At 68.2% G+C, this 25,462-nt stretch carries 22 protein-coding genes and 2 pseudogenes; 8 read left to right on the top strand and 16 right to left on the bottom strand.

Going from position 1 to position 25,462, the window contains the following annotated elements; genetic code table 11:
• Nucleotides 1–8 precede the first annotated feature (8 nt).
• The 3 genes and pseudogenes from RNB18_RS04585 to RNB18_RS04575 form a co-directional block, all read left to right on the top strand.
• Complete coding sequence (locus RNB18_RS04585; protein WP_311712835.1) at nucleotides 9–968, top strand: GlxA family transcriptional regulator; 960 nt, start codon at nucleotides 9–11, stop codon at nucleotides 966–968.
• A 666-nt stretch (nucleotides 969–1,634) separates the two neighbouring features.
• The gene (locus RNB18_RS04580; RefSeq protein WP_311712834.1) at nucleotides 1,635–1,985 is read left to right on the top strand and encodes an alpha/beta fold hydrolase; all 351 of its coding nucleotides are present in this window, start codon (nucleotides 1,635–1,637) and stop codon (nucleotides 1,983–1,985) included.
• Nucleotides 1,973–2,272: pseudogene (locus RNB18_RS04575) on the top strand (winged helix-turn-helix transcriptional regulator); the annotation flags it as partial. The gene RNB18_RS04580 and the pseudogene RNB18_RS04575, both read left to right, overlap by 13 nt.
• 194 nt (nucleotides 2,273–2,466) lie before the next feature.
• On the opposite strand, the gene RNB18_RS04570 reads toward RNB18_RS04575, so the two are convergent.
• A complete protein-coding gene (locus RNB18_RS04570) occupies nucleotides 2,467–3,945 on the bottom strand; it encodes an MFS transporter (RefSeq protein ID WP_311712833.1) in 1,479 nt (492 codons plus the stop codon).
• A gap of 245 nt (nucleotides 3,946–4,190) precedes the next feature.
• On the opposite strand from RNB18_RS04570, the gene RNB18_RS04565 reads away from it, so the two are divergent.
• Nucleotides 4,191–5,135 carry a helix-turn-helix domain-containing protein gene (locus RNB18_RS04565; RefSeq protein WP_311712832.1) on the top strand — a complete coding sequence of 315 codons (945 nt, stop codon included), beginning with the start codon at nucleotides 4,191–4,193 and terminating at the stop codon, nucleotides 5,133–5,135.
• Nucleotides 5,136–5,313: 178 nt separating this feature from the next.
• On the opposite strand, the pseudogene RNB18_RS04560 reads toward RNB18_RS04565, so the two are convergent.
• Nucleotides 5,314–6,462 (bottom strand): annotated as a pseudogene (locus RNB18_RS04560) (aldehyde dehydrogenase family protein); the annotation flags it as partial.
• A 54-nt stretch (nucleotides 6,463–6,516) separates the two neighbouring features.
• On the opposite strand from RNB18_RS04560, the gene RNB18_RS04555 reads away from it, so the two are divergent.
• Nucleotides 6,517–7,134, top strand: a complete 618-nt coding sequence (locus tag RNB18_RS04555) for a TetR/AcrR family transcriptional regulator (RefSeq protein WP_311712831.1) — start codon at nucleotides 6,517–6,519, stop codon at nucleotides 7,132–7,134.
• Here the strand turns inward: RNB18_RS04555 and RNB18_RS04550 are convergent.
• From RNB18_RS04550 to RNB18_RS04500, 11 genes are all read right to left on the bottom strand, one after another.
• Nucleotides 7,087–8,685, bottom strand: coding sequence for an acyl--CoA ligase family protein (locus RNB18_RS04550; RefSeq protein WP_311712830.1), 1,599 nt, complete (start codon nucleotides 8,683–8,685; stop codon nucleotides 7,087–7,089). The genes RNB18_RS04555 and RNB18_RS04550 overlap by 48 nt on opposite strands.
• Nucleotides 8,686–8,800: 115 nt before the next feature.
• Nucleotides 8,801–10,309: a long-chain-fatty-acid--CoA ligase gene (locus RNB18_RS04545; RefSeq protein ID WP_311712829.1), complete on the bottom strand. Its 1,509-nt coding sequence runs from the start codon at nucleotides 10,307–10,309 to the stop codon at nucleotides 8,801–8,803.
• A 42-nt stretch (nucleotides 10,310–10,351) separates the two neighbouring features.
• Nucleotides 10,352–11,041 (bottom strand): winged helix-turn-helix transcriptional regulator, encoded by a 690-nt coding sequence (locus RNB18_RS04540; protein ID WP_311712828.1) that lies wholly within the window; start codon nucleotides 11,039–11,041, stop codon nucleotides 10,352–10,354.
• A 103-nt stretch (nucleotides 11,042–11,144) separates the two neighbouring features.
• A complete protein-coding gene (locus RNB18_RS04535; protein WP_311712827.1) occupies nucleotides 11,145–12,134 on the bottom strand; it encodes an LLM class flavin-dependent oxidoreductase in 990 nt (329 codons plus the stop codon).
• 53 nt (nucleotides 12,135–12,187) lie between these two features.
• A complete protein-coding gene (locus RNB18_RS04530; protein ID WP_311712826.1) occupies nucleotides 12,188–12,616 on the bottom strand; it encodes a PaaI family thioesterase in 429 nt (142 codons plus the stop codon).
• Between the two features lie 56 nt (nucleotides 12,617–12,672).
• A complete protein-coding gene (locus tag RNB18_RS04525; protein ID WP_311712825.1) occupies nucleotides 12,673–13,557 on the bottom strand; it encodes an MBL fold metallo-hydrolase in 885 nt (294 codons plus the stop codon).
• Between the two features lie 147 nt (nucleotides 13,558–13,704).
• Nucleotides 13,705–14,541: an alpha/beta fold hydrolase gene (locus RNB18_RS04520; protein ID WP_311712824.1), complete on the bottom strand. Its 837-nt coding sequence runs from the start codon at nucleotides 14,539–14,541 to the stop codon at nucleotides 13,705–13,707.
• Nucleotides 14,538–15,443, bottom strand: a complete 906-nt coding sequence (locus RNB18_RS04515; RefSeq protein WP_311712823.1) for an alpha/beta hydrolase — start codon at nucleotides 15,441–15,443, stop codon at nucleotides 14,538–14,540. Before RNB18_RS04515 ends, RNB18_RS04520 begins: the two co-directional genes overlap by 4 nt.
• Nucleotides 15,436–15,888 carry a DUF6841 family protein gene (locus RNB18_RS04510; protein ID WP_311712822.1) on the bottom strand — a complete coding sequence of 151 codons (453 nt, stop codon included), beginning with the start codon at nucleotides 15,886–15,888 and terminating at the stop codon, nucleotides 15,436–15,438. The genes RNB18_RS04515 and RNB18_RS04510 overlap by 8 nt, the downstream gene beginning before the upstream one ends.
• A 392-nt stretch (nucleotides 15,889–16,280) precedes the next feature.
• A complete protein-coding gene (locus RNB18_RS04505) occupies nucleotides 16,281–16,514 on the bottom strand; it encodes a hypothetical protein (RefSeq protein ID WP_311712821.1) in 234 nt (77 codons plus the stop codon).
• A gap of 164 nt (nucleotides 16,515–16,678) precedes the next feature.
• Nucleotides 16,679–16,807 (bottom strand): hypothetical protein, encoded by a 129-nt coding sequence (locus tag RNB18_RS04500; protein WP_311712820.1) that lies wholly within the window; start codon nucleotides 16,805–16,807, stop codon nucleotides 16,679–16,681.
• 136 nt (nucleotides 16,808–16,943) lie between these two features.
• Here RNB18_RS04500 and RNB18_RS04495 point away from each other — a divergent pair, with 136 nt between their 5' ends.
• The 3 genes from RNB18_RS04495 to RNB18_RS04485 are packed head-to-tail and all read left to right on the top strand — an operon-like array spanning nucleotide 16,944 to nucleotide 19,938.
• On the top strand, nucleotides 16,944–18,137 hold the full coding sequence (locus RNB18_RS04495) for an acyl-CoA dehydrogenase family protein (RefSeq protein WP_311712819.1): 1,194 nt from the start codon (nucleotides 16,944–16,946) through the stop codon (nucleotides 18,135–18,137).
• Nucleotides 18,134–19,174 (top strand): phosphotransferase family protein, encoded by a 1,041-nt coding sequence (locus RNB18_RS04490; protein ID WP_311712818.1) that lies wholly within the window; start codon nucleotides 18,134–18,136, stop codon nucleotides 19,172–19,174. Before RNB18_RS04495 ends, RNB18_RS04490 begins: the two co-directional genes overlap by 4 nt.
• Nucleotides 19,171–19,938, top strand: a complete 768-nt coding sequence (locus tag RNB18_RS04485) for an SDR family NAD(P)-dependent oxidoreductase (RefSeq protein ID WP_311712817.1) — start codon at nucleotides 19,171–19,173, stop codon at nucleotides 19,936–19,938. The genes RNB18_RS04490 and RNB18_RS04485 overlap by 4 nt, the downstream gene beginning before the upstream one ends.
• Nucleotides 19,939–20,048: 110 nt before the next feature.
• Here the strand turns inward: RNB18_RS04485 and RNB18_RS04480 are convergent, their stop codons facing one another.
• The 3 genes from RNB18_RS04480 to RNB18_RS04470 form a co-directional block, all read right to left on the bottom strand.
• Entirely contained in the window at nucleotides 20,049–21,740 is a 1,692-nt protein-coding gene (locus tag RNB18_RS04480) for a GMC family oxidoreductase (protein ID WP_311712816.1), read from the bottom strand.
• A gap of 615 nt (nucleotides 21,741–22,355) precedes the next feature.
• Nucleotides 22,356–23,087, bottom strand: coding sequence for a flavin reductase family protein (locus tag RNB18_RS04475; protein ID WP_311712815.1), 732 nt, complete (start codon nucleotides 23,085–23,087; stop codon nucleotides 22,356–22,358).
• A gap of 918 nt (nucleotides 23,088–24,005) precedes the next feature.
• Nucleotides 24,006–25,433, bottom strand: a complete 1,428-nt coding sequence (locus tag RNB18_RS04470; RefSeq protein ID WP_311712814.1) for a coniferyl aldehyde dehydrogenase — start codon at nucleotides 25,431–25,433, stop codon at nucleotides 24,006–24,008.
• Nucleotides 25,434–25,462: the final 29 nt, after the last annotated feature.

Genomic DNA, 25,462 nt, shown 5'->3' with positions numbered 1-25,462 from the left:
ATCACGCCATGGCGCAGCTTCACCGAGTCGTAGTTCTGGCCATCGACGGGGTGTACCCCTTCGAACTGGGCATCCCCAGCCGGGTCTTCGGAGCCACAGACGGCCTCTATGAGGTCCTCACCTGCACCGTCGACGGCCGCCCGGTCCGCACCAACTCCGACTTCTCGATCACCGTCGAGCATGGCCCGGATGTACTGCGCACCGCCGACACCGTCGTCATCCCCCCTTTCACCTCCACATCAGTGACCCGCGAAGTATCGGAAGCCGTGACGAAGGCGCTCGTGTCGGCGGCCCCGGGCAGTCGCCTCGTATCGATCTGCACCGGCGCCTTCGTTCTCGCCGCGGCCGGTCTCCTCGACGGCCGGCCGGCCACCACCCACTGGGTGGTCGCGGACCTCTTCCGCTCGTGGTTCCCCCAGGTCGCACTCGACCCGGACGCCCTGTTCATCGACGACGGGGACATCCTGACCTCAGCAGGCGCCGCCTCCGGGCTCGACGTCTGCCTGCACCTCATCCGCAAGGACCACGGCAGCGAAGTCGCCAACCAGGTGGCCCGCATGTGCATCGCCCCTCCATGGCGCGACGGAGGGCAGGCGCAATACATCCAGCACCCGGCACCCACAACCACGGCCAGCGGAACGGCCGCCGCCCGCCAGTGGGCCCTGGAGAACCTCCACGAGCCGATGGCCCTGGCGGACCTCGCCGAGCACTCCCATATGAGCCTGCGCACCTTCGCCCGCCGCTTCACCGAGGAGGTGGGCATGAGCCCGGGACGCTGGCTGATCCAGCAGCGCGTCGACCGGGCACGGCACCTCCTGGAGACCACCGATCTGCCGGTGGACGAGATCGCCGGCCAAGTCGGCTTCGCCGGCGGCACATCGCTACGGGAGCACCTGCACGCCGCCATCGGCGTCTCCCCGCTCGCCTACCGGCGCACCTTCCGCGGCGCCCTGTCCCCCACGCACTGAGCGCCACTACACGTGCCGATCCGCGAGCGCGGCGATGAAACGGCGCACCGCTTGAACCCACACCGCACACATGCCTGGCCATAGCCCGCTGCCGCGAGGCCTCAAAGGCGACAGCCCTGCTACCCGGCCACGCTTGTTGATGGACTGAGTCCGCCGACGGCAACGATGGACCCCGGAGATGATGGCCTACTTGCCATCCACGGATCGACCACTTACATTACGCACGTAATCTAATCGACCTTCAGCCCTACGTTGATCACACCGACTGCCGACTGCATCCAAGACACAAGGTAGGCACCCCGAAGTCCTGCCGACGAGGCGAACATCGGCCACCACACACAGCGCGCCTCACTCGCCCTCACCGCCGAAGGCATCCCCGTCGATGCCGATGCTCGGTGCCCCACGCCCGCGCCGTCGCGCCATCGACGCGAGGGCAGCGGCGCGGCAGGAGCCGAGGACCACTCAACCGTCGCCAGGCCCCAAGCCGTGACCGCGCCGACCGTCGACCCGTGGGCCTCACGCGTTCGCACAAGGCGCCCCGCCCTTCCACAACCGGGCCTTCGGCACGAGATCCGCAAACCAAAAAGACGGCCGACTGACACACGCCCCAACAGACCAGATTTCACAGGCACATCGGGCACATCGGGCACAGAGGAGAACAACATCATGAGTACCTATCTGACGGACAAGGCCGAGGACCTGACCGAGGAAGGCGCTTCCGCGACGTTCACCTACCGGCGGATTGGGCCCCCGGGCGGCGTCCCCCTGGTCCTGGTGAGCGGCTTCCGCGGGACCATCGACTCTTGGGACCCGGAGTTCCTGGATCTCCTGGCCGCCGACCACGACGTGATCCCTTTCGACAACGTCGGGATCGGTTACACGACCGGTGAAGCGCGCGAATCGATCGAAGGATTCGCCGACGGCGCCATCGAGTTCATCGAGGCCCTCGGCCTGACGCAGGTCGATCTGCTCGGATGGTCCATGGGCGGCTTCGTAACCCAGCACTCCGCAAGCTGACCTCGGCCGGCATCCTGAAGACCGTCCCCTACCGGGAGCCCGGCAGCCGCCCCCGCAACGAATACCGCCTGACCCGCAAGGGCTGGGACCTGTGGCCCGTCCTGATGGCCCTGACCCAGTGGGGCGAGACATACACCCTCGGCCCCGAGGGGCCTGTCCTGGACGTCACCCACACCGACTGCGACGCCCCGGTCCGCGTCGTCGTCGAATGCTCCGCGGACCACTCCGCCCTCACCCCCCGCGACGTCACCGCACGGCTGGGAAGCGGCGCCCGCCTCCGGCCCTGAGCCATCGACCTCGCGGCCGCGGTCGTAGGCAGGACAGCGGCCGGACATCAGCCGAACGCCGTCCACTCCGCCGCCGTTGCCCCTCAGCGCACTATCGACTTCAGCGCGCCGCCGAACCCCACTGGCGGCGCGACGGGGTCGTGCTCGTGGACCTGGAGCGGCTGTAGGCGGGCGCGTGGCGCCGATCGACGGGGTCAGCCACGGGGCAGGAGGAGGCGGGACAGGGCGGCGGTGGCGAGGAGGAGGGCGGCAACGGTGAGGAGGCCGATGCGCATGCCCGGCAGGGAGAAGTCCCCGCCCGGGCCGGAGAGCACGCTGCCGAAGAGGGCGACGGCGAGCGCACCGCCGGTTTGGCGGAGGGAGTTGAGCAGCCCGGACGCGGTCCCCGCGCGTTCCTGCGGGACGGCGTCCATCATCAGCGCTGTCAGGGCGGGCACCGCGAGCGCCCCGCCGACACTCAGCGGCAGCAGCAGGACGAGTACCAGCCATACCGGGGTGTGCGCGGCCAGCGGCAGCATGGCCAGCATCGCTCCGGTGAAGACCAGCTGCCCGGCGACGATCACCGGCCGCCGTCCGATCCGCTCCGCCAGCCGCGGCGAGACCAGGTTGGTCGCCGTCACCACCGCCGACATCGGGACGAACATGAGCCCGGCCGCGATGGCCGACATCCCACGCAGCTGCTGGTAGTACAGCCCGAGCAGGAAGATTCCGCCGTAGAAGGCGGCGTTGACGGCGAAACCGACCGCGAGCGGGACGGCCACCCGGCGGTCCGTCAGCATGCCCAGCGGAACCATGGGCTGGCGGTGCCGGGCCTCCACCATGCGGAAGGCGCACCCGGAGGCGAGGGCGATCGCGGCAGCGGCCAGCACGGGGCCGCTGGTCCAGCCCAGGTGGCCGCCCTCGATCACCGCGAAGGCCAGCCCGGCCAGGGCCAGTACGGCGGCGAGCTGGCCGCCGCCGTCCAGTGCCGCGGGCCGGCGCGGGGAGCGCGGCACCCGGACCAGCAGGCCCAGGATCACCGCGCCCACGGGGAGGTTGAGCAGGAAGACCGCTCGCCAGCCGGCCGAGTCGGTGAGCAGCCCGCCCAGCACCGGACCCGCGGCCATCGCCACCGAGCCGCCGACCGTCCACAGCGCGATGGCGCGGGCACGCGCCCGGGGGTCCTCGTAGGCCTGCCGGATCAGCGCCAGCGAGGCCGGCATCACGACCGCGGCGGCGGCGCCCTGCGCCACGCGTGCGCCCACCAGCACGCCGATGCCGGGCGCGAGCGCGCAGCCGAGCGAGGCGAGGGTGAACAAGGCGACGCCCCATGCGTAGGCGCGGCGGGCGCCGGTGCGGTCGGCGAGGGCTCCCGCGGAGAGCATCAGGGCCGCGAACATCAGGGTGTACGCGTCAACCACCCACTGCAGCCCGGCCATCCCGCCACTGAGGGAGTCCCGGATCGCGGGCAGCGCGATGTTCACGGCCGAGACGTCGATGGTGATCACGGTGAAGCCGAGAAGCGAAGCGACCAGCGCGACGCCGCTCCGCCGCGACACGGCGGGTGCCTCGGCAGGCGGCGCGGTTGGCCGGGCTCGGCCCGGCTGTCGTCGCCGCAGCTCGGGCGCCGACGGTTCCGAGTCGTGCCCGGGGGTGGAGGCGGTCGACGGGGACGGGGCAGGGGTGGCAGGCATGGTGAACTCCTGGGCGACTGCAAGGGACGGCTCATCAGAGATGACCGGGCGGGCGGCCGCAGCCCGCCGGGGCCGCGGACCGGTGTCTCGCACCCCCTGGGCCCCGGCGGACGGGCCGCCCGCTCCGGCGGATCAACTCTCCGCCCGCGCGCGGCCGCCCGGAAGACCGCGCTGTGCCCGGGGTGCGGCGTTCCAGGCCCTGACACGGCCCCCCACGCTCTTTCACCGCCTGCGACAATGGCCGAATGGCAGCAGCAGCGGATACGAGGGGCACGGAGCTCGGCCGATACCTGAAGGCCCGCAGGGCGCAGGTACGCCCGGAGGATGTCGGTCTCCCGGCCGGTGCGGGCCTGCGCCGCACTCCCGGACTGCGCCGGGAGGAGCTGGCCGCGCTGGCCGGAGTGAGCGTCGACTACTACATCCGCCTGGAGCGCGGCCGGGAGACCAACCCCTCCCCCGCCGTCGTGGACGCTCTCGGCCGCGCCCTGCGGCTGCGTGGCGACGGTTACGAACGCTTGCACGAACTCGCGGAAATGGCCTCAGGCCGGCCCTCCGAACTGCCTGCCTGCTCGGACCACACCGTCCGCGACTCAGTGCTGCGGATGCTGGAGTCGGTGCGCCCGCTGCCCGCCTATGTGGTGAGCCGCTACAACCGCGTACTGGCCGCGAACCCGCCCGGCCGACGGCTGATGCCCGGACTCTGGGACTGGCCGGAGGACCAGCGCAACCTGACCCGCTATCTCTTCCTCCACCCGGTCGGCCGGACGCTCTACGAGCCGTGGGAGGAAACCGTCGCCCTCTCGGTGGCGCATCTGCGGGCGGTCGCCGGGGCCGACCCGGACGATCCGGAGCTGACCGCGCTCGTCGGCGAACTGATGCTGAAGTCAGCGAAGTTCGCGCAGCTCTGGGAGCGGTACGACGTCTGCGAACGCGGCGGCGGGCAGAAGTGCTTCCAGCATCCGAAGGCCGGCCCGATGACCCTGACCTACGAGGTCATGCGACTGGCCCGGACGGGCGGCCAGCGCATGGTGGTCTACCAGGCAGCCCCCGGCACCCCGGACGAGACGGCCATGCTCCGCCTGGAGTCCGCGGACACCCGACCGGAGTCGGCGCCCTCGGACCATCCCGAGCCAGCCTCCGAGCCCCACCTCGCCGGCATGCCCTCCCCGGCCCACACCTCCGCCGGCTGAGCCCGGACCGCCACCCTCGCCTCTTCGGGCACCTCGGCCCCCGGCGAAAAGCGCGGTTAACGGTGAACCCGGTGATGCGCCGCACGATCGTGTTGGGTGCGGCCCTGCTTCACCTCGCCCAGCCACGTCACGCACAACCACTTTGCGGCTGGTGTCCGACATAGAGGTCTGGGGGGCCCAAGCCGCCGGAGGACGTCTCCGCGATCAGCCGCTGCTTGGAGCGCTTGGATGCGGTGAAGGCGTAGAGAGCCAGTGGCTTGTCCCGACCGCTGATGAAAGTGATCGCCGCGTCCAGGTCGGGGACGCGGACGATGGGCAGGATGGGCCCGAAGATCTCGTCACGCATCACGGCCGAGTCGGGGTCGACGTCCGCGAGAACGGTGGGGGCGATGTAACGGGTGGGACGGTCGTGGTCGCCGCCGACAACGGTCCGGCCATCGTTGAGCAGACCGGCAAGCCGGTCGAAGTGGCGCTCGTTGATGATGTTGCCGTAGTCGGCGCTCCGGGCCGGATCGGTGCCGTACATCTCCCGGATGGCTGCGGTCAGGTGCGACTCGATGTCGGCGCCCGCCTGTCCGACAGCGAGCACGTAGTCGGGCGCGACGCAGGTCTGGCCGGCGTTCATGAACTTGGCCCAGACGATGCGACGGGCGGCCGTCGCGAGGTCGGCACCGGGTTCGACGACGGCGGGACTCTTGCCGCCCAACTCCAGGGTGACCGGGGTGAGATGGCGGGCCGCGGCAGCCATCACGATGCGTCCCACCGTGCCGTTGCCGGTGTAGAAGATGTGGTCGAAGCGCTGTTCCAGCAGGGCGGTCGTCTCCGGTACGCCCCCCTCGACGACGGCCACGGCCTGCGGATCCAGGAACCGGGGCAGCCAGTGGGCGAGCGCGGCCGAGGTCGCGGGGGCGACTTCACTGGGCTTGAGGATGACGCAGTTACCGGCGGCCAGTGCGCCGACAAGGGGCGCCAGCGCCAGATTCAGCGGGTAGTTCCAGGGGCTGATGATCAGCACTGTGCCCAGCGGCTCGCGGACGGTCCAGGCCCGGGCCGGCGCGAGCACCAGAGGTACGGAGACCTTGCTCGGACGAGTCCACCGGTCGAGGTGGCTCAGGGTGTGGTCGATCTCCTTGATGAGGAAGCCGATCTCCATGACGTGCGACTCGGTCGCGTTCTTGCCGAGGTCGGTGTACAGCGCGTCTGCGAACACGTCCTGATGTTCGGCCAGCATCTGCCGCAGCGCGTGCAGCTGCTGCCTCCGTCACGAGAGGGGCTTGGTGCGTCCGGTGTTGAAGGTGGCGCCGCTTTCTGGTGTGACCCCTCCCACGCTTCCTGAATCCTTCGAACGACCCCTCCGGCGCTCCGACTCGGGGGATGACCGATGACCGAGTCGGCGGCACGCAGGGGCCGCCCCCGTGATGCCAACCGGGACCGTGCTTTGCTGGATGCGACTCCGGCCGTCCTGGGCGAGAGCGGCTACGGCGGCTTGACCACCGCCGCCGTGGCGGCCCGCGCCGGAGTGTCCACGGCCACCCTCTACCGCCGCTGGCCGTCCAAGGAGTTCCTGGTCGTCGACGCTGCCGCGGCCTACTCCCAGGAGCTCACGGCAGTTGCCGACACCGGCACCCTCGAAGGGGACCTGCGTGCCCTGCTCCGGGACAAGGCGGCCTCGATGACCGGGAAGGAGGGAGGGGTGTTGCGGTCCCTGATCGCCGAGGGTGGGCACAACGCCGCCCTGGCGGACGCCCTCACGAAGGCGTTCGTGCTGCCCGTTCGCCTACGTATGGAGGAGATCGTGCAACGTGCGGTGGACCGGGGTGACATCGCGCCTGTCGAGCACGCCGATCTGCTCGGCGACCTGGTCATCGGTCCCATGATGAGCAGGTTCTTCCTCACCCCGCTGCCGCCGGACGAAGTGGACGCAGGCTCGGCGGCGGAGACGGCCGACCGCCTACTGCCCCTCCTCCTCCGTGCCATCGGAGGCAAGGGGAGCCAGTGAGCCGGCAGCCCGCTCGTTTTCGCGGAGCAGGTACTTCTGGATCTTCCCGGTGGAGGTTCGGGGCAGTTCCCCGAAGACGACCCGCTTGGGCGCCTTGAATCGTGCGATGCGGTCTTTGACGTGGTCGATGATCTCCCGCTCGGTGGCGACCGCATCCGGGCGCAGGACTGTGTACGCGACCGGCACCTCGCCCCAGCGGTCGTCCGGGGCACCGACCACGGCGACTTCGAGGACCGCCGGATGGCTGGCGATGGCCTGCTCGACCTCGATCGAGGTGATGTTCTCTCCACCGGAGATGATGACGTCCTTGCTGCGATCCCTGAGCTCGATGTATCCGTCGGGGTGGCGAACACCGAGGTCGCCGGTCCGGAACCAGCCGTCCGGTGCGGCCGCGGCCGTGGCGGTGGCGTCCTTGAGGTAGCCCAGCATGAGGTTGTTGCCGCGCAACCTGATCTCACCGATCGTGGTGCCGTCCGCGGGTACGTCCACTCCGTTGGCCACCACGCGGGCGGTGAGGCCGACGATGTTGGACACGCCCTGCCGGGCGCGAAGCCGGGACTGTTCCTCGGGGGCGAGGCCATTCCATTCGGGGTGCCAGTCGCAGAGCACCGACGGCCCGTACGTTTCGGTGAGCCCGTACAGATGCGTGACGTCGAAACGCAGTTCATCCGCGGCGGCGAGCAGGGTGGGGCTCGGTGGCGCCCCGCCGGTCAGGAACCGGATGACCTCGTCCGTGTCGCGCTTGGCCTCCGGGGCGTCCACCACCATGGAGAGCACGGCAGGGGCACCACAGAGATGTGTGACGTGTTCGTCGTGAATGAGCCGCCAGATCTCGGAAGCCTCCACCTTCGGCAGGCACACGTGTGTGCCGCCGGCGGCGGTCACCGCCCATGGGAAGCACCAGCCGTTGCAGTGGAACATGGGCAGAGTCCAGAGGTAGGCGGACGCTGTGCTCAGCTGAGTGTGCGTGACCATCGCGAGTGCCTGGAGATAGGCGCCACGGTGTTGGTACATGACGCCCTTGGGACGACCAGTCGTTCCGGAGGTGTAGTTGATGGACAGCAGCGCGCCCTCATCGGGCAAGGGGACGGCCGTCGGTGCGGCGGCGGCGAGGAGTTGTTCGTAGGCGCCGTCGTCGCCGGGGCCTGCGCGCACGATCAGGGGCGGATGCGGCATCCCGTCGATCGCCTTGGCCACGAGGTCGTCGAACTGCGGGTCGTGCAGGAGCACTGCGCTCTCCGAGTGCTCGAGGATGTAACGCACCTCGGGGGCGGAGAGTCTGGTGTTGATCGTGACCAGGGGCGCACCGGCCCACGGGGCTCCGTAGTGGGCCTCGAGCATGATGTGCGTATTGGGAGCCAGGACCGCGACCGGGTCACCGTTCGCGAGCGGGGCCAGAACGCCGGCGAGCCGACGGCACCGGTCGTGCAGCTGTGCGTACGTGAAACGCCGGTCCCCGTCGATCACCGCCGTACGCTCGGGAAACACCGCGGCCGACCGGTCCAGGAAGGACACGGGGCTCAATGGCTCGAATGACAGGGCGGGATTCACGGCCTGCTCCGTTCGGTTGGTCGGCGGGATCATGAGCAAGGGCTCGGCCGCACCCGATGCCTTGCCTTTGGGGACCGACGATCTGGCCCGGGGCGCGTAGCAGTTCCAGAGGGAATCAGCGCAGCTCGCTCTTGAGGATCTTGTTCGTGGGGCCTTTCGGAAGCGTCTCGACGAATCGCACGACCCTCGGGTATTTGTAGGCGGCGAGGCGCTGCCTGCAGTAGCCGATGACGTCTTCGGCGCTGATCTCGCTCCCCTCGCGCAGGGCGACCACCGCGACGACTTCCTCCCCGAGCCGGTCGTCGGGGGATCCGATGACGGCGGCCTCTCGGATGTCGGGATGCCCGTAGAGCACGTCCTCTATCTCGCGCGGGTACACGTTGTATCCGCCGCGGATGATCAGGTCTTTGATCCGGTCGACGACGAAGTAGTAGCCGTCGTCGTCCACGTAGCCCAGGTCTCCCGTGCGGAACCAGCCGTCCTGGATGACTTCGGCGGTTTCGGCAGGGCGACGCAAGTAGCCCTTCATCACCGAGTGGCCGCGGACGAGGAGTTCGCCGACATGGTCGGCACCCGGCGCAAGCTGGTTGCCCTCGCTGTCCACCACGCGCATCTCGGTCCCCCAGAGAGGCCGGCCCACGGACATGGGCTTGCGTCCGGCCGCTCTGTTGAACGTCACAGCGCTGGCCGTCTCGGTCAGCCCGTAACCTTCCAGCACCGGGATGGCGAATCTCTCCTCGAACCGGGTGACGACATCCGGGGCGATCGGTGAACCTCCACTCAGCGCCATACGCATGCTGCTGAGATCACGGTCACGGTCGGGGGTCTCCAGCAGGGCGTGCAGCATGGTGGGCACACCGGCCACGATCGAGACGCGTTTCCGTTCGATGACGTCGAGTACGGCAGAGGCTTCGAAACGGGGCACGAGTGCGAGTGAGGCACCGCGCCGGATCGCGGAGTTCGCGAGCGAGGAGAGACCGAAAACGTGGAACAGCGGCAAGGCGAGAAGGATGACGTCATCCTGTCTCGCTTCGAACACGTCAGCACTGGCAGTGCAGTTCATGAACAGCTGGAAGTGAGTGAGTTCGGCTCCCTTCGGTTTCCCTGTGGTGCCGCTCGTGTAGAGCAGGACCGCGGTGTCCTCGGGTGCCGTGGCGGCAACGTCCGCTCCCCCATGGTCGCGATCCGACAGGAAGTCCGAGAAGAGCCTGCCGTCGTCACCGTCGTGACGTATCCCTGCGGGAACCGTCACGAGTGGAATGCCGGCTTCCTTGGCCCCGAGGACGGCACCGACGGCGAGTTCGTGCGCGAACAGCACCACCGCACGGGCGTCGCCCAGGAGGAACGCGGTCTCCGTCGCGGTCAGCAGGGGATTGAGGGGCAGCAGGACCATGCCGGCGCGGAGCGTCCCGAAGTAGGCGACCAGGAACTCCGGGACGTTGGGCGACTGAACCGCCACCACATCGCCCCTTGACCAGCCGCTCTCCAGGAGTCCGTTCGCGAAGCGGATCGACTCCGTGTCGAGCCGCTGATAGTCCCATCTGTCATCACCCGCCCAGAGGACAGGGCTCAGCGGTTGTGCGCGCGTTGCCTCAACGAACATCGCCGCCAGATTGAAGCTCATGGCATCTCTCCTTCACGTTCCGGCGGCAGGAGCGCTCTCGCGCTACACCCCCAGGTACACCGGATAACCAAGATCGGAACCGGACAAAAGGTCAAACGCACGCTCGGCCAGTTCGCTGGATCCGACAGTCACCGTCAGGTCGCCCGACTCGACTGCGTCGATCGCCTGGGTGTGGCCGAAGACCACAGCGAGGAACGTGCGCAAACGGCAGGTCACTGCAAGGTCGGGGCGAACTGGCGCCGGACCGCTCTTGGTCCACATTCGACCCTCGGCGATCTCGACATGAAACGTCTCCCTGCCCACGTGCAGCTCGTAGATCTCCTTGAGGCCGACGAGCTTGTCCGGCGCTGCAAAGGTGGAAACGCTGAGGGCGATCAGGTCCGCGCGGGTGGTCGCCGGATCGATTTCCTCCGACGGCGGGAGCCCAAGGCCCCATCGTCCAAGCTCGATGAGTGGGGCACGGAGTCCCTCGCCTCGCTCGGTGAGCTCATAGACAGCCACACCCGCGGGAGGCGGAAGCGTGCTCCGGCGAACGACCCCCGCGGCCTCAAGGCTGCGAAGGCGGGCAGTCAGGCGGTTCGGTCCGATGGCCGGGAGTACGTCGAGGAGGTCCTTGAATCGCTTGGGCCCAAGGCACAGCTCGCGCACGATCAAAATCGTCCATCGCTCGCCGAGAAGGTCCATGGAGCGGGCGAGCGGACACATCTGGCCGTATGTTCTTGCGGTTGTCATGGATCTACTGTACGGCTCTATAACTTCTCGCTATACGCTTTGTACACTCCGCCCGTGCCCGACATGGACAGCTGGGCTGCCGCCGTGCGCATGCACGTCGTGCTCATCGTCGTAATCCCACCGCGCCGGCGAACGCTTCGAGCTCACGGCGGATGTCGCCGGCGGGCTGGTACATGATCTCGGTGACACCGCTCGCCGCCAGCTGCTGGACCTTGGCCAGGACCTCGTCGGCAGTGCCGGTGAGCGTGACGTGCTCGACCAGCGTGTGGGCCCCGGCGTTCCAGGCAGCCGTGTCGGCCTCGTTCAGATGCAGCAGGTGTCCGTTGTGCACGGCGAGGTGACGTTGGCCCTCCGGTGTGTTCTGCAGGACGGCCAGCCACTCCGGCCCTCCGGGCAGCGCCTTGACCGCTTCCTCGCCGCCGAGTTCGTAGGAGACGTGGAAGGCTTGTGCCAGTCCGGGGCCCGCGGCTGTGCGGAGCCGGTCGCTGTCGAGAGCTTCACCGTCATCGAGCACGGTCCCGAGGGCCAGGTAGGAGACGTGTGAGAACTCTTTGGCCTGTTCGGGCACGGGCGCTCCGGCCATGAACAGGCCGTCCCCCAGCGATGCGGCTATCTCCATGCCCTTGGGACCGATCGCTCCGATGTAGACCGGAATGGCGTCCGGTGCACTCGGCAGCGACTCATCGGGGTGCAGCATCCGCAGCCAGCTGCCCTCCCATTCGACCGTTTCACCTCTGAGCAGCGCGCGGAACACCGTGATGTAGCGCGTCATGTACGTCCACGAGGCGGGCGTCTGCCCCATGGCCCGTCGGCTGGTGTAACCCGTGCCGAAGGCCACCGCGACCCGTCCGGGGGCCAAACGCTCGAGGGCCGCCGCCCCGCTCGCACTGACCATCGGGTGGCGCAGCGCCGGGACGAGAACGCCGGGACCGAGCCCGATGGAGTGGGTGCGTTCGGCGGCCAGCGCCAGTGTCATCCACACGTCGGGGCTCTGTTGCGGTGTGTCGTACAACCACGCACGCCGGAAGCCGAGTTCCTCGGCGATCTGGACGTGCTGCGGTGTTTCCAGCGTGGTCGCGAACGCTGCCGACACGTCCAAGCCCGCTGCGCTTCGGCCTTGGCCGGCTGCAGGAGAAGTGGAGGTGGTCATAGTTGCTGCCCCAAGGTGCTCGGGAGGCCGGTGGCGGGCACATTGGCCAGGCGCACCTGGCCGCGGGCGATGAGCTTGTCGCTGCTGATGCTGGTGACGGTGACCTGCCACAACTGGTGGCTGCGCCCTTGCTGGACAGGTTCGGCCACCACCTCCACCGTCCCGGAGGTGATCGGTCGGAGGAAGTCCGTACTGTTGGCCACCCCCACGGCGACCTGGTCGCGATCGGCTACCGCGGCCGACGCGCCGACGCTGGCAGCGGATTCCACGGCGGTGGCGTAGACCCCGCCGTGCACCACTCCCCAGGGGGTGTGGTGCCCAGGGCCCAGCTGTATCTCCCCTCGCACCCGCGTGGACGTGACCTCGGTGAAACGCAGACCTACAGCCGCCACGAACGCGCTTTGGAACACGTCGGAACCTGACATCAGGGCTCCGCCCGGGTCAGCGGTTGCATCAGTTGTGTGCTGTGCCATGTGCCGGCCTACTCGTTCGCGTAATCATGTTGGCCCGCGGGCGGGACGGGCATCGGCACTCCCAGGAGACCGTGTGCGCCGTACCAGACGGGGCCGACGTTGAGCCGGTCGGGATAGCGGGTGGTGATCTCGTCGAAGAACTGCTGCGGTGTGGGCTTCTCGGCGAGCAACCGCCGCGCGTCGCGAAGGTATTGGCGGGTCTGGTCGATGATCGCCGGGTCGTCGGGCAGGTCACGGTTCTTGTGCCCGGCCACCACGGCACGGGGGTTGAGGGACTCGAGGACGTCGAGCGCCGCAAGCCATGACTCGAATCCGCCGCCAGGGGTCTCCAGCAGCATCTGGTGCACGCCGTTGTAGACGACGTCGCCTCCGACGATCAGGCCGATCGAGGGGACGTGGAGCACGGTCGTGTCGTCGGTGTCGGTGTGCCCGACCTCGACCGCCGTGATCTGGTGCCCCTCCAGCTCGAACCCGCCGACGGGGATCGGCCGGTAGACAAGTGGGGTGTCGGGAATCATGCCGGGGAAGTCCGCGTCCCAGAACTTCTCGCGCCCTTCGACGTTGCGGTGCATGATCCCGATGGTGCCTTCCGTGGCGTACGGGACGGCGTCGGGAAAGCGCTCCAGGAGCTGGCCGGTGCCGAACCAGTGGTCGCCGTGGCCATGCGTCGCATAGATGTAGGCCAGACGCTTGCCGGAGCGCTCCACCCAGTCGCCGACATGCTGCGTGTGTTCGCGGGTGAACGGCGGGTCGACCAGCACGGCCTCCCGTTCACCGGTGATCAGCGTCGAGGCAAGCGGAGACGACACGATGCCGCTGCCGTCGGGCAACCTCTCGGGTCGGCTGCGCGGGACCCCGTCGCACACGTACACGTCGTAGCTCAGCTCAGCCATACTTTTCGTCTCCCTCTTGGTAGTTCGAGTTGATATGCCGTACGAGCGCATGGCCCAGCCGGCAGCGGCACAAGCAGACGGCGCGCCGTCGGATCACCGGGGACGCCGCGAACGCCTCGCCGGCAGGGCCGATCGCCAGGAGCACGGCTAACCGAGCGGCGCGAGAAACTTCCTGATCAAAACCGCCACCTCGGTGGGCGCTTCGCGGGGAGCCAGGTGTGCGACACGCGGCAACACCTCGAGATGTGCGCCGGCGATGCGCTCGGCCAGTTCGCCGGAATGGGGTTCTGGCGGCAACGCCCGGTCCTCGGCGCCACCGATCACCAGGGTGGGCGCGGTGATTCTCCCGAGGGCATCGACCACGCTGCTGCGACCGGCCAGCACCGACCGTACGACGCGCGCCAGTCCTGCCTTGTCGAGGGCGTCGACTGCTTGGGCGAGGTGCGTGGTGAACTCGGGGTTCTGGTTGCGGGATTGCTTGCTGAGCATTCCGGACACGACCAGCCGGCCCAGTCCGCCCGGGGCGATCCCGGAACGTATGAGAAGGGCGTTCAGGCGGACTGCCAGACGTTCGCGGAGGACCACGCTGCGCGCAGTGGTGTTGGACAGAACCAGCGCGGTGACCCGGTCCGGAGCGGTGATCGCGACCCGCAGCGCGACGATGCCGCCCCACGACAGCCCGAGAAAGGCCGCCCGGTCGACGCCGGCAGCGTCGAGCGTCTGAACGGCGGCGGCGCCGCACTCTTCCATGGTGAACAACCGCGACACCGATTCGCTGCGGCCAGTACCGGGTGGATCGACCAGCAGGGTCCGTCGGCCCTGAGCGTGCAGGTCGGCAAGCTGTGCGCCCCAGCTGGTCTCACCGTCCATGAACACACTCGGCCACAACAGCGCCACAGGGCCGTCGGCGGGTCCGGCGTCCTGGACGTGGAGTCGGCCCAGCGTGGTCGGCACGAAAAGGCTGCGGGAGGTCGGCGTCGTCACAAGTAACGTCCCCACCAGGCGAGGGCAGCACGACTGCCCGGCTCATAGCCGTCGAAATAGATGCCGTAGTGGTCGATGCCGGGGATGACCTGATAGTCGACGACGCTGCCCGGAATGGTCTCCAGTACTTTCGCCGCGCGGCCGCCGTTGTCGGCGATGGGGAACAGGTCTTCGTCACCGGCATCGATGATCAGGGTGGGGATCCGCAGTCGCTCGACCTGGGCGAGCGGGTCGAAGTGCGCCAACATGGCCATGTACGGGGTGCCCGCCATGTTCGGCCAGGGATCGACGCCCTGGGGAATCGCGGGCGCGTCGCCGCGCGCGGTGTCGATCGCACGCTTGCGGGCAAAGTCTGCCACTGGTCCACTCAGTGGGGCGATGGCGGCCACCTGCACCGCCAGCGCCTTGACCCGGTCGTCGTTGGCGGCCAGATGCACGGCGACGCCGCCGCCGAAGCTGGTGGCCCACAGCCCGATCCGGGCGGGATCGACGTTGGGCTCACCTTCGATGTAGTCCAGGGCCGAGCGTAGGTTCGCCGTCCATGCGAACGGATCCACGAGCTCCCGGATGAACCGCACCCGGGTGAGTGCCTCATTGCCGTCATCGAGGTCGGGGGTGTCTCCGACCAACTGCAGCGGAGAACCGGAGCCGAACCAGCTGCTCTGGGTGAACGTCAGGGTGATCATGCCTGCTGCGGCGAAGAGCGCCGCGTAGCGTTCGGCGGTGAGCTTGCTGCCACCCCACCCGTGACACAACACCACAGCGGGCAGGGCGGCGTCGGGGTCCACGGTCGTCGGTCGGTACACGTCCGCGTCGAGCGCGATGCCATTGCTCCACACAGTGACCTGTTGCCGGCCGACCCCGTCGGGCATGACCAGCGGCGGATAGACCTTTTCAGCCACGGCTCGCCTCCTCCAGGGCCGATTCGGCGGGCCAGACCTCAGCGAGCCTGTCCTTGTCCGTCGCCGCCGAGTGGATGCCGACCACACGCCAGCCCCGATCGGACTTGGCGACGCTGAACTGCACCGCCCAGCGCTGGATCTCGGTCTCGTCGGCGCGGCGTCGCGACCAGATCACCTCAATGGCGGCACCAACGGAGTTGTAGACAAGCACACGCCGGTCGGGCACCACGGTGTGGCTGTATCCGGACTCGCGCAGCGGCGCGTAATTGAGGTCCAGGAAGCCGCGCACGCTCTCGTCATCGAGACACCAGAAGGACTGCTCCAGTCCCGTGACGTGCAACGGAGTGCCCCAGTAGTCATGAATGAACTCAGGGCCCTCGTCTGACGTGCCCGCAGCCACGGCCACCCATCGCGGCAGATAGTCCTCGAAGAACCATTCGGTCACCTCGGCCCGAGTGGCAGCGATTTGATCATTGGACATTACGGCAGATTCCTTCCGAGAAGGATTTCAGCGGTGATGAATTCGAAATCGAGGGGGGACCCTCTTCACGCGCCCTGGCCGGTCGACCCTCGGCGGCAGCCCGCCGTTCAGTAGCCGACGCCCGGCGGTCTCTCGATCACTCGCTGCGCCAGGACTGAGGCGGCAGCGGCGATCGGAACCGCAGTTCACCGAGCGACTCCTTCGTCATGACCGAGGACGCTAGCAGCGACTATACGACTTGTATAGCGTCAAGACCTTACGAGATGTCAGCGACCCGGACACCCGCCTCGAGCCTGCCGCCGAAAGTGAGATCACCAGTCGTCACCCACGGCCTGCTGGGCGGGCTTCGTGGCGACCTAGCCCTCAGGGCTCGCGCCGGCAAGGCGCAGGGCGAAGTCGCTGTACTGCCAGACGATGGCATCCTCTGCAAGCTCGCCGTCTTCGCGATACCACGCCGCGACTCCCATGCCGAGGTCGAGGATGGCGTAGGAAACCAGCCGCGCCGAGGCCACCTTGAAGCACCCCTCGGCTACGCCTGCGTTGACGATGTGGCGAAAGCCGGCTTCGTACTCCGCGCGCAAGGCCAGCACGCGACCGCGATGCGGCTCGACGAGGCTGCGGATCTCGCGATTGCCGACGAAGGCCTAGAACCGGTGCCGGGCGTGGTACCGAACGTGCGCCTCGGTGGCGCGGCGAAGGCGTGCCACCGAACACCTGCTCGCCCGGATCATGACCGCCACGATGGAAGACCTCCTCAGCGCTCACCGTGCGGCCGTCGCCAGCAGTGAAGGGCGGCCCCGATGTCGGCCATCGTGGTCGCCTCGCAGCCGAGGCGCGTGAACAGCTCCAGCGCCGCGGCACGGATGTCGTCGGATCGGCCCATCTTCGCCTCCACCTGCAGAGCTAACGGATGATAGCTGAATCTGGTGGTAACTGTGAGCTGCACCATGGGGGATTGCGGGTTGCCAAGCGCTCGCTTAGGGTTCTGGCTAATACTCAGTAGCCGGATGGGATGCGCCATGACAGTCGACCTCGCCCAGGATCCCGTCGTCGCGGACCTCGCGCGCCGCACTGCCGACTTCGTCCGCGAGGTGGTGATCCCGGCCGAGGAACAGCACCGTGGCGTCGCGCGCACCGAGAACGTGCGGCTCGGGCTGCAGCGGGCCGCGAAGGATGCCGGCGTGTTCGCGCCGCACGTCGGCGAGGAGTTCGGCGGGCACGGGCTGGACATGCGGGGCAGGGCTGCCGTCTTCGAGGAGGCGGGGTACTCCCTGCTGGGCCCGCTTGCGCTGAACATCGCCGCACCCGACGAGGGCAACATGCACATGCTCGAAGCCATCGCCACCGCCGAGCAGAAGGACCGGTATCTGCGCCCGCTCGCGGCTGGGGCCATACGGTCGTGCTTCGCGATGACAGAGCCGGCGCCGGGCGCGGGTTCCGACCCCAGTGCGCTGGCGACGCGCGCCGCACGTGTTCGGGGCGGCTGGCGCATCGACGGGCACAAATGGTTCATCACCGGTGCCGACGGCGCGGGGTTCGCCATCTGCATGGCCAGGACGTCGGGTGAACCCGGGGACCAGGGCGGCGCGACCATGTTCCTGGTCGACGCCGACAACCCCGGCATGAAGACGGTCCGGCACATCGAGACGCTCGACGAGAGCCTCTACGGCGGGCACGTCGAGCTGCTCTTCGAGAACTGCGTCGTACCGGACGAGGCGGTGCTCGGCGAAGTCGACCAGGGCTTCCGCTACGCACAGGTACGGCTGGGCCCCGCGCGGATGACGCACTGCATGCGATGGCTGGGCATCGCCCGACGCGCGCAGGACATCGCCGTCGGCCGTGCCGGCGACCGCCGGCTGTTCGGCTCACGGCTCGGCGATCTCGGCATGGTGCAGCAGATGATCGCGGACAACGAAATCGATATCGCCGCCGCCCGGGGACTGATCCTTCAGGCGTCCTGGGAGTTGGATCAGGGGCGTTCGGCCTCGCAGTCCACCTCGATCGCCAAGACCTTCTGCGCCGAAGCGGTGTGGCGGGTGGTGGACCGCGCGCTGCAGATCTGCGGCTCGCTCGGTGTGTCCGGCGACATCCTGCTCGGCCGGTTCCTGCGGGAGGTCCGGCCCTTCCGCATCTACGACGGGCCATCCGAAACCCACCGCTGGGCCATCGCCCGCCGCGTCATGCGCCGCCACACCGAGGCGGCGGCACAGTGAGCGCCGCCGGTCACACCGCAGTGGACGGTCTCGACCTGGCCGCACTCGAGCGGTACTTCGACGAGTACGTGCCGGAGTTCCGGGGCCGGCTCACCGCCGAGCCGTTGCAGGGCGGCCGGTCGAACCTGACCTACACGGTCACCGACGGACGGACGCGGTGGGTTCTTCGCCGTCCTCCGCTGGGCGGGCTCACCCCCTCCGCGCACGACATGCGGCGCGAGTACCGGATGGTGGCCGCACTCGCCGACAGTGGCGTCCCCGTGGCACGTGCGGTGACCTTCGCGGACGCCGATGTGCTCGGCGTGCCCTTCGCGGTGGTCGAGTACGTCGACGGGACGGTGATCCGGACGGTCGAGCAGCTGCACGCACTGCGGGACAGCGATATCACCCGCTGCGCCCACGGTCTGGTCGACGTACTCGCGCGCCTGCACGCCGTCGATCCGGACGCGGTGGGGCTGACCGGGTTCGGACGCCCGCAGGGATATCTGGCGCGCCAGGTCCAGCGCTGGTACGACCAGTGGCAACGCGTTCGGACCCGGGAGCTCGGCGACATGGAGCTGCTGCACAAGCGACTCGCCACCGCTTGCCCGGCGGAAAGCGGCGCGTCCATCGTGCACGGCGACTATCGCATCGACAACACCATCCTCGACCCCGCCGACCCGGGCACCATTCGTGCGGTGGTCGACTGGGAGATGGCCACCCTCGGTGACCCTCTCGCCGATCTCGGTCTGCACCTTGTCTACGCCGACCCGTCCTTCGCTCCCGTGCTCAGCGGATCGGCCGCGTCGACCAGCGGACGGCTTCCCGCAGCGGCCGACCTCGCCCAGCGCTACGCCGAGGCCAGTGGGCGGGATCTCGGCGAGCTCGGCTTCTATCTCTCTTTGGGCTACTTCAAGATCGCCGTCATCGCCGAGGGGATCCACGCCCGCTTCCAGCAGGGGCTGACCCGCGGCACCGGATTCGACACGGTAGGGCAGGCCGTCGCGCCACTGACCGCCGCCGGACTTCGAGCTCTGTCGCACCAGGAGCGGCTATGAGCAACGTCCTTGACCTCTTCCGACTCGACGGCAAGGTTGCCGTGGTGACCGGGGCGAGTTCCGGTCTCGGCGCCGGGTTCGCCCAGGCGCTCGCCGAAGCGGGCGCCGACATCGTCCTTGCCGCTCGCCGCGCCGACCGGCTGGCAGATGTCGCGAAGCAGGTGCACGACACCGGCCGCCGCGCCCTCACGGTGCCCACCGACGTCGCCGATCCGGAGCAGTGCGAGGCGTTGGCCCGGTCGGCAGTCGGCGAGTTCGGCCGCGTCGATATTCTGATCAACAACGCCGGCATAGGCACCGCGGTTCCGGCCCTGAAGGAGAGTCCGGAAGAGTTCCGCCGCGTCATCGACATCAACCTCAACGGCGCCTACTGGGCGGCACAGGCATGCGCCCGCGTCATGGAGCCCGGCTCCAGCATCGTCAACATCGCCAGCGTGCTCGGTCTGATCAAGTCGTACGCCCCACAGGCGGCTTACGCAGCCAGCAAGGCCGGCCTCATCGGCCTCACCCGTGATCTCGCCCAGCAGTGGACAGGGCGCCGGGGCATCCGGGTCAATGCCATCGCCCCGGGATACTTCGCCAGCGAGATGACCTCCGAGATCCCCCAAGACCAGGTCATGGCGTTCATCCAGCAGACCAGCCCGCTGGGCAGAGTGGGGCTGCAGCGCGAACTTGACGCCGCGGTCGTCTTCCTCGCGAGCCCCGCCTCGTCCTACATCACCGGCATCACGCTCGCCGTCGACGGCGGTATGTCCGGTCACTGACGGCGGGCGTGGCTGTGCAGCACGACACCCGAAGTACGAAGCTCCCGACCGACAACCAGTCGGCCGGGAGCTTCTTCGTCCTACGCTCGGTGTCAGCAGTGCGCGGCGGCTCAGCCCACGATGGGCAGCCGCAGTGCGGCCGGGGCCTCCGCGGGAACAGCAGGGTTGACCGGAGCAACCGGGTCCAGCCGGCGGTACGGCTGCGACTGAGCAGGGCGTGGATCGGCCTCACCCTTGTTGGGCCAGAACGAGAAGGCACGCTCCGCCTTGGCCGTGATGGTCAGCGACGGGTTCACCCCGAGGTTCGCGGTCAGCGCTGTTCCGTCCACGATGGACAGTCCCGGGTAGTTGAACACCCGGTGGTACGGGTCGATCACGCCGTCCTTCGACGAGGTCCCGATGGGCGCTCCACCGAAGAAATGAGCGGTCATCGGCCTGTTGAAGATCTCGCCCCACATCCCGCCCGGGACACCGCCGATGTGCTCGGCGGTGCGCAGGTTCGCCTCGTGCCCGACTGGGATGAACGTCGGGTTCGGCTCGCCGCGTCCCTGCCTCGAAGTGAATCTGCGGCGCCCGAACAGGCCTCGCCTGGTGTACGTGGTGAGCGAGTTGTCCAGGCTCTGCATCACCAGCAGCATCATCGTCCGCTCGCTCCACCGGTAGCCGTTGAACAACGTCATCGACTTGACCGGCTCTCGAAGGATCGTCAGCAGCATTTGCAGCCACCGCGGCGTGGGCAGCGAGCCGTCCGTGGCGATGGTCTGCATCAGGCTCATCCCGTTGCTGCCCTTGCCGTTGCGCAGCGCCTGGATGTGCGTGTTCTCGTCCGGGTGAATCGACGAGGTGATCGACACACCGCGGGTGAAGTCACGCTCGGGGTCGGCCACGGCCCGGCTCGCACCGATGATCGCCTCCGAGTTCGTGCGCGTCAGTTCCCCCAACCGCGGCGAGAGTTCCGGCAGCACGCCGTTGTCCCGCATGCGGTGCAGCAGCCGTTGCGTACCCCAGGTGCCGGCAGCCAGCACAACCCGGGCTGCCGTCAGGCTCCGCCGGGAGCGACGCGACCGCTTGCCCGTCCTGTGAACGTCCACCACGAACGACCCGTCCGGCCTCGGTCGCACCGCGTCCACCGTGGTCAGCGGGATGACCTCCGCGCCGGCGCGCTCCGCGATGTACAGGTAGTTCTTGACGAGGGTGTTCTTCGCGCCGACCCGGCACCCGGTCATGCAGGAGCCGCACTCGGTGCAGCCGGTGCGCCGCGGCCCGGCGCCGCCGAAGAACGGATCGTCGGCGGCCTTGCCGGGCTCGCCGAAGTACACCGCCACCGGTGCCGGTTGGTAGGAGTCCGCCACACCCATGTCAGTCGCGACCGCACGCATCACCTTGTCGCAGGCCGTCACGGTCGGGTTGGTGACCACGCCCAGCATGCGGCTGGCCTGGTCGTAGTAAGGCGCCAGTTCCGACTCCCAGTCGGTGATGTGCGCCCACTGCCGATCCATGTAGAACGGCTTGGGCGGCCGGTACATCACGTTGGCGTACACGAGCGAACCACCACCGACACCAGCACCCGCCGCCACTATGACGTCCTTGAGCGGGTGGACGCGCTGAATGCCGAAGCAGCCGAGCGCGGGCGCCCATAGAAAGCTTTTGAGATCCCACGACGTCTTGGCGAACTCGTCGTCGGCGAACCGACGCCCCGCCTCGATCACGGCGACCCGATAGCCTTTCTCCGTGAGACGGAGGGCCGCGACGCTGCCCCCGAAGCCCGACCCGACCACGATCACGTCGTAATCGGCTGCCATCTCGCCGTCGGGCGCACCGCTGTTACTCGCGTTCGTCGATCCGTCTCGGTCGGAGGATCTGCCGGGCAAGGGGTGTGCCATGTGCTGCCTCTTGTCTCTCGCTCAGTCTGGTTCGTCCGCGGTCACTGCGGAAAGCGGGGTACCGAGGAAGCCATGCGCGCCATAGCAGGCAAGCCGACATGAGCGGTCCCGGCGGCAGGCGATCATTTCGTCAGAAACCGGAGTGCGGTGTATGTGGCCAATCGGCCCTTGCCCATCTCGCAACGGGTTCAGGGGTCCGTTCGACGATTGACGGACACCGGGCGGGCCACGGTCTTGTGCCCGGCCGTTACGGCAGCAGGCCGGCACCGCATGGAGTCATCGCGACAGGCCTCCGCGCCCAACTCCCGGCGCAGGTGCCGACGTTGAGCAGGATGTAGACAATCGGGCGGCGCAGCGCAGCCGTCCTTGTCCTCATGGAGGATCGCGGGAAGCAGCGCGTAGAGCACCCGGCCCTTGCGGTCGGCAATCCGGCGCGCGGTGCCGAGTCCGTGCCGCCCGCCTGAAATCATCAAGGCGACACCCACGGAACCTGGGGGGACCGCTCACTCGGGGCGAGCGGCCATCGAAAGTCGATCAGCCGGCGTCGTCTTCCGCGCGCATGATGGATCCGGACGGCGACCACTCCGAGGTTTCGATCATCGAGTAGTCGTCAGGTCGCTTGTCGAGCCGCTCCATCCGACGTCCTTCGAAACGCTCAAGAGTTTCCCTGTCCAGCGGTGGAACGAACGCGTTGTCCACCACCGTGTACTCGGCGGCCAGCCGACCGATGGGAGCAATCGCACCGGTGTCGATCCGTCCGCGTGACAGGTAGAGGTCGTCGCGGACGTAGAACTGCACGACCCGCCCGACCACAAGGTGGTTGAGCCCGTCCGGCGAGGGGACGATCATCTCGACCGCGCACTCGAATGCGATCGGCGCACCCGCAATACGCGGCGGCTTCACGGCAGCGCTCGGCACCTTCTCCAGCCCAACCATGTCGAACTCGTCCTCGTCGGGTTGGAACTCATTCGCGCTGAGATGCAGAGGCAGCGCCTGCGGCAGCGTGGCCAGGTGAGTCACGAATTCCCCGGTGTCGCGCATATTGACAAAGCTGTCCTTGAGCGTGACGCCATCGGACCGAGGCTGGATGGACAATGAGACCATAGGCGGCTTGCGTCCCACCACAGTAAAGAACGAGATCGGCGCCAAATTTCCAACCCCGTCGGTCGACAGGGTGCTGACCCAGGCGATGGGCCGCGGGATGACGCTGCCGATCAGCAACTTGTACGCTGATTCAGCGGTGAGATTCTCGGCGTCGATGTACAACTTAGCGATCCCTTCAGCAACTCGGCCAAACCGCCAAGCTTGACCTCGGCTCCATGAGTGCGATGACGCGAACAATCCCGTTGTACTGCTCAACCACCCGGCAACGGTAGTTGCAGATCAAGTAGAGAAGTCCATTTCGAAAGTCCTACGGAGGGGACCTCTTCCGCATGTCCTGGGTACCGCAAAACGAGCCACGAGCCCTGGGCGGGACACCGCGCAGGAGATCAGGGCACGCAGTTCTCCTTCCCAGACCATCGCGGGCAAGCAAGGCAGGCCCTCGAGAGACTCCTTCGTCCTCAACGAGAAAGCTAGCAGTAACTATACGAGATGTATAGTCTCGAAGAGATGGTTCAGACCTTGGCGCTCGCGGCTCAGTAGCGGCGGGTGCCGGCTGGAGACCAAGATCCAAAACTGCAGGTGCCAGGCGGCGTAGCTTCATCTGGCCCGTCTCTTCTCTGCGACCGACGCCGAGGGAGGCAGCGCGGACTCCGGCGAAGCTGACACGGTGGGCCCGGACGGTTCCGTGTTGGGCCCCCGCCCACCCTGGCCGAGGTCGACCGCTCCAACGGCACGGCCGGCCCTTGTGCCATTCGCTGCACCCGCCCCGACCAAGAGCACCTTCTGGCGAGGGGGGTAGGACAACCGCGTCGGCGTGCGCGACCAAAATCAGCAGGAGGAGCTCACCCGCCTCCGCCGACAGCTGAGGGGCGACCGGCAAGAGCGCCAACGACTTCAGCAGCAGGATGATGCCACAGCGACCGTCCTTGTCGCCCTCCTCGCCGAGAACGCCGTCCTCCGCGAACAACTGGCGGGAAAAGCAGGCCACAGGCGTCCTGGGACGCCGGCACCGCCTGGCTGCGGATTACTCGCGGGCCCGTGCTTCGACGCGGGTGAGGCTTCGGCGGCGGGAGCCACCGGTTATCGAAGGAAGAAGTTGAGGAGAGCGTCGGTGCGCTTGCCGAAGGGGGCATACAGGAGGCGGACGGCGTTGAAGCGGCCTTGCACGTAGATGCCCTTGGGGTGGCTGAGCGTCCGGAACCCCTCGATCCCGTGGTACTGACCCATCCCGCTGGCGCCGACGCCGCCGAAGGGAAGGTCGTCCTGCCCGACGTGCATGACGGTGCCGTTGACGGTGACGTTGCCGGAGGTCGTGCGGTCGAGGACCTTGCGCCGGTCCGCGTCGTTGCTGCCGAAGTAGTAGAGCGCGAGCGGTCGTGGTCGTGCGTTGACGTAGTCGATGGCCTCGTCGATGTCGCGGTAGGGGAAGATCGGCAGGATGGGGCCGAAGATCTCCTCGTGGGCTATCCGCATCTCGTCGGTGACGCCGAGAACGACGGTCGGTGCGAGGGTGTGCGGGCGTTGGGCGGCCTCGCCCGGCCGGTGACCAACCTCGATGATCCGTGCCCCACGGCTACGGGCGTCTTCGATCAGGTCGGTGAGGATCGCGTACTGCTTGTCGTTGATGATCGAGGTGTAGTCCTTGCTCGTCGGACCACCGGGGTAGGCGGCCTTCACCAGCCTGTCGTAGCTGTCGACGAAGGTGTCGATCTCGGAATCGTGCACCAGGGCGTAGTCGGGGGCTATGCAGGTCTGCCCGCCGCTGAGGAGTTTGCCGAAGACGATGTCGGACACGGTCCGGTCTTGTACGTGTCCCCTGGCGACGATGGTCGGAGACTTGCCGCCCAGTTCCAGCGTGACGGGGACGAGGTTCTCGCTCGCCGCCTTCATCACGGCTCGTCCGACTTCGGTGCTGCCGGTGAAGACGAGATGGTCGAAGGGCAGGGAGGAGAACGCGGCACCGTCACCGCTGACGATCGTGACCTGCTCCGGTGGGAAGAGCTCGCCCAGTATCGACGCGAGCACGGTGTTCGTCGCCGGGGTGAACTTCGACGGTTTGAGCATGACGCGGTTGCCGGCGGCGATCGCGGTGACGACCGGCATCAGCGACAGGATGACGGGATAGTTCCACGGTGAGATGACCCCGACCACGCCGAGCGGCTGGTACTCGATGCGGTTGGTGCCCCAACGCATGTGCAAGGCGGTGTGGCGGCCGGTCGGGCGCATGAACCGCCGCAGATTGCGCTCCAGGTAGTCGATGCCCTGGACGACGCCGCCGAGCTCCATCATCGCGGTCTCGTGGCGCGAGCGATTTCCGAAATCGGTGTTGATCGCCTCCTCGATGGTGCTCCGCCGGGCGATCAGTGCCGCCTTGAACCTGCTCAGATCGCTGCGCCGCGCCGCCAGTGAGGGCGCTCCGTCGCGGCGGTAGGCAGCGCGCTGAACGGCGAGGATGTGGCCGAAGCGCTCCGCGTCCGTGGGCTGTGGGGTGACTTCTGTGATGGTCACGATGATGGTCCTTTGCTGTTGGTGGGGAC

Origin of the sequence: Streptomyces doebereineriae (genome assembly GCF_031845645.1) — a bacterium.
Lineage (GTDB): Bacteria > Actinomycetota > Actinomycetes > Streptomycetales > Streptomycetaceae > Streptomyces > Streptomyces canus.
The sequence above is the reverse complement of the archived record's forward strand: the minus strand, read 5'-3'. Positions and strand labels throughout refer to the sequence as shown.

Bases quoted from the DNA above. Each gene is read 5' to 3' on its own strand.
- RNB18_RS04485 (WP_311712817.1), top strand. From the start codon at position 19,171: ATGAGCAACGTCCTTGACCTCTTCCGACTCGACGGCAAGGTTGCCGTG.
- RNB18_RS04565 (WP_311712832.1), top strand. From the start codon at position 4,191: ATGGCAGCAGCAGCGGATACGAGGGGCACGGAGCTCGGCCGATACCTG.
- RNB18_RS04585 (WP_311712835.1), top strand. From the start codon at position 9: ATGGCGCAGCTTCACCGAGTCGTAGTTCTGGCCATCGACGGGGTGTAC.
- RNB18_RS04525 (WP_311712825.1), bottom strand. From the start codon at position 13,557: ATGGCTGAGCTGAGCTACGACGTGTACGTGTGCGACGGGGTCCCGCGC.
- RNB18_RS04495 (WP_311712819.1), top strand. From the start codon at position 16,944: ATGACAGTCGACCTCGCCCAGGATCCCGTCGTCGCGGACCTCGCGCGC.
- RNB18_RS04555 (WP_311712831.1), top strand. From the start codon at position 6,517: ATGACCGAGTCGGCGGCACGCAGGGGCCGCCCCCGTGATGCCAACCGG.
- RNB18_RS04540 (WP_311712828.1), bottom strand. From the start codon at position 11,041: ATGACAACCGCAAGAACATACGGCCAGATGTGTCCGCTCGCCCGCTCC.
- RNB18_RS04500 (WP_311712820.1), bottom strand. From the start codon at position 16,807: ATGGGCCGATCCGACGACATCCGTGCCGCGGCGCTGGAGCTGTTCACG.
- RNB18_RS04545 (WP_311712829.1), bottom strand. From the start codon at position 10,309: ATGAGCTTCAATCTGGCGGCGATGTTCGTTGAGGCAACGCGCGCACAA.
- RNB18_RS04530 (WP_311712826.1), bottom strand. From the start codon at position 12,616: ATGTCAGGTTCCGACGTGTTCCAAAGCGCGTTCGTGGCGGCTGTAGGT.
- RNB18_RS04580 (WP_311712834.1), top strand. From the start codon at position 1,635: ATGAGTACCTATCTGACGGACAAGGCCGAGGACCTGACCGAGGAAGGC.
- RNB18_RS04480 (WP_311712816.1), bottom strand. From the start codon at position 21,740: ATGGCAGCCGATTACGACGTGATCGTGGTCGGGTCGGGCTTCGGGGGC.
- RNB18_RS04570 (WP_311712833.1), bottom strand. From the start codon at position 3,945: ATGCCTGCCACCCCTGCCCCGTCCCCGTCGACCGCCTCCACCCCCGGG.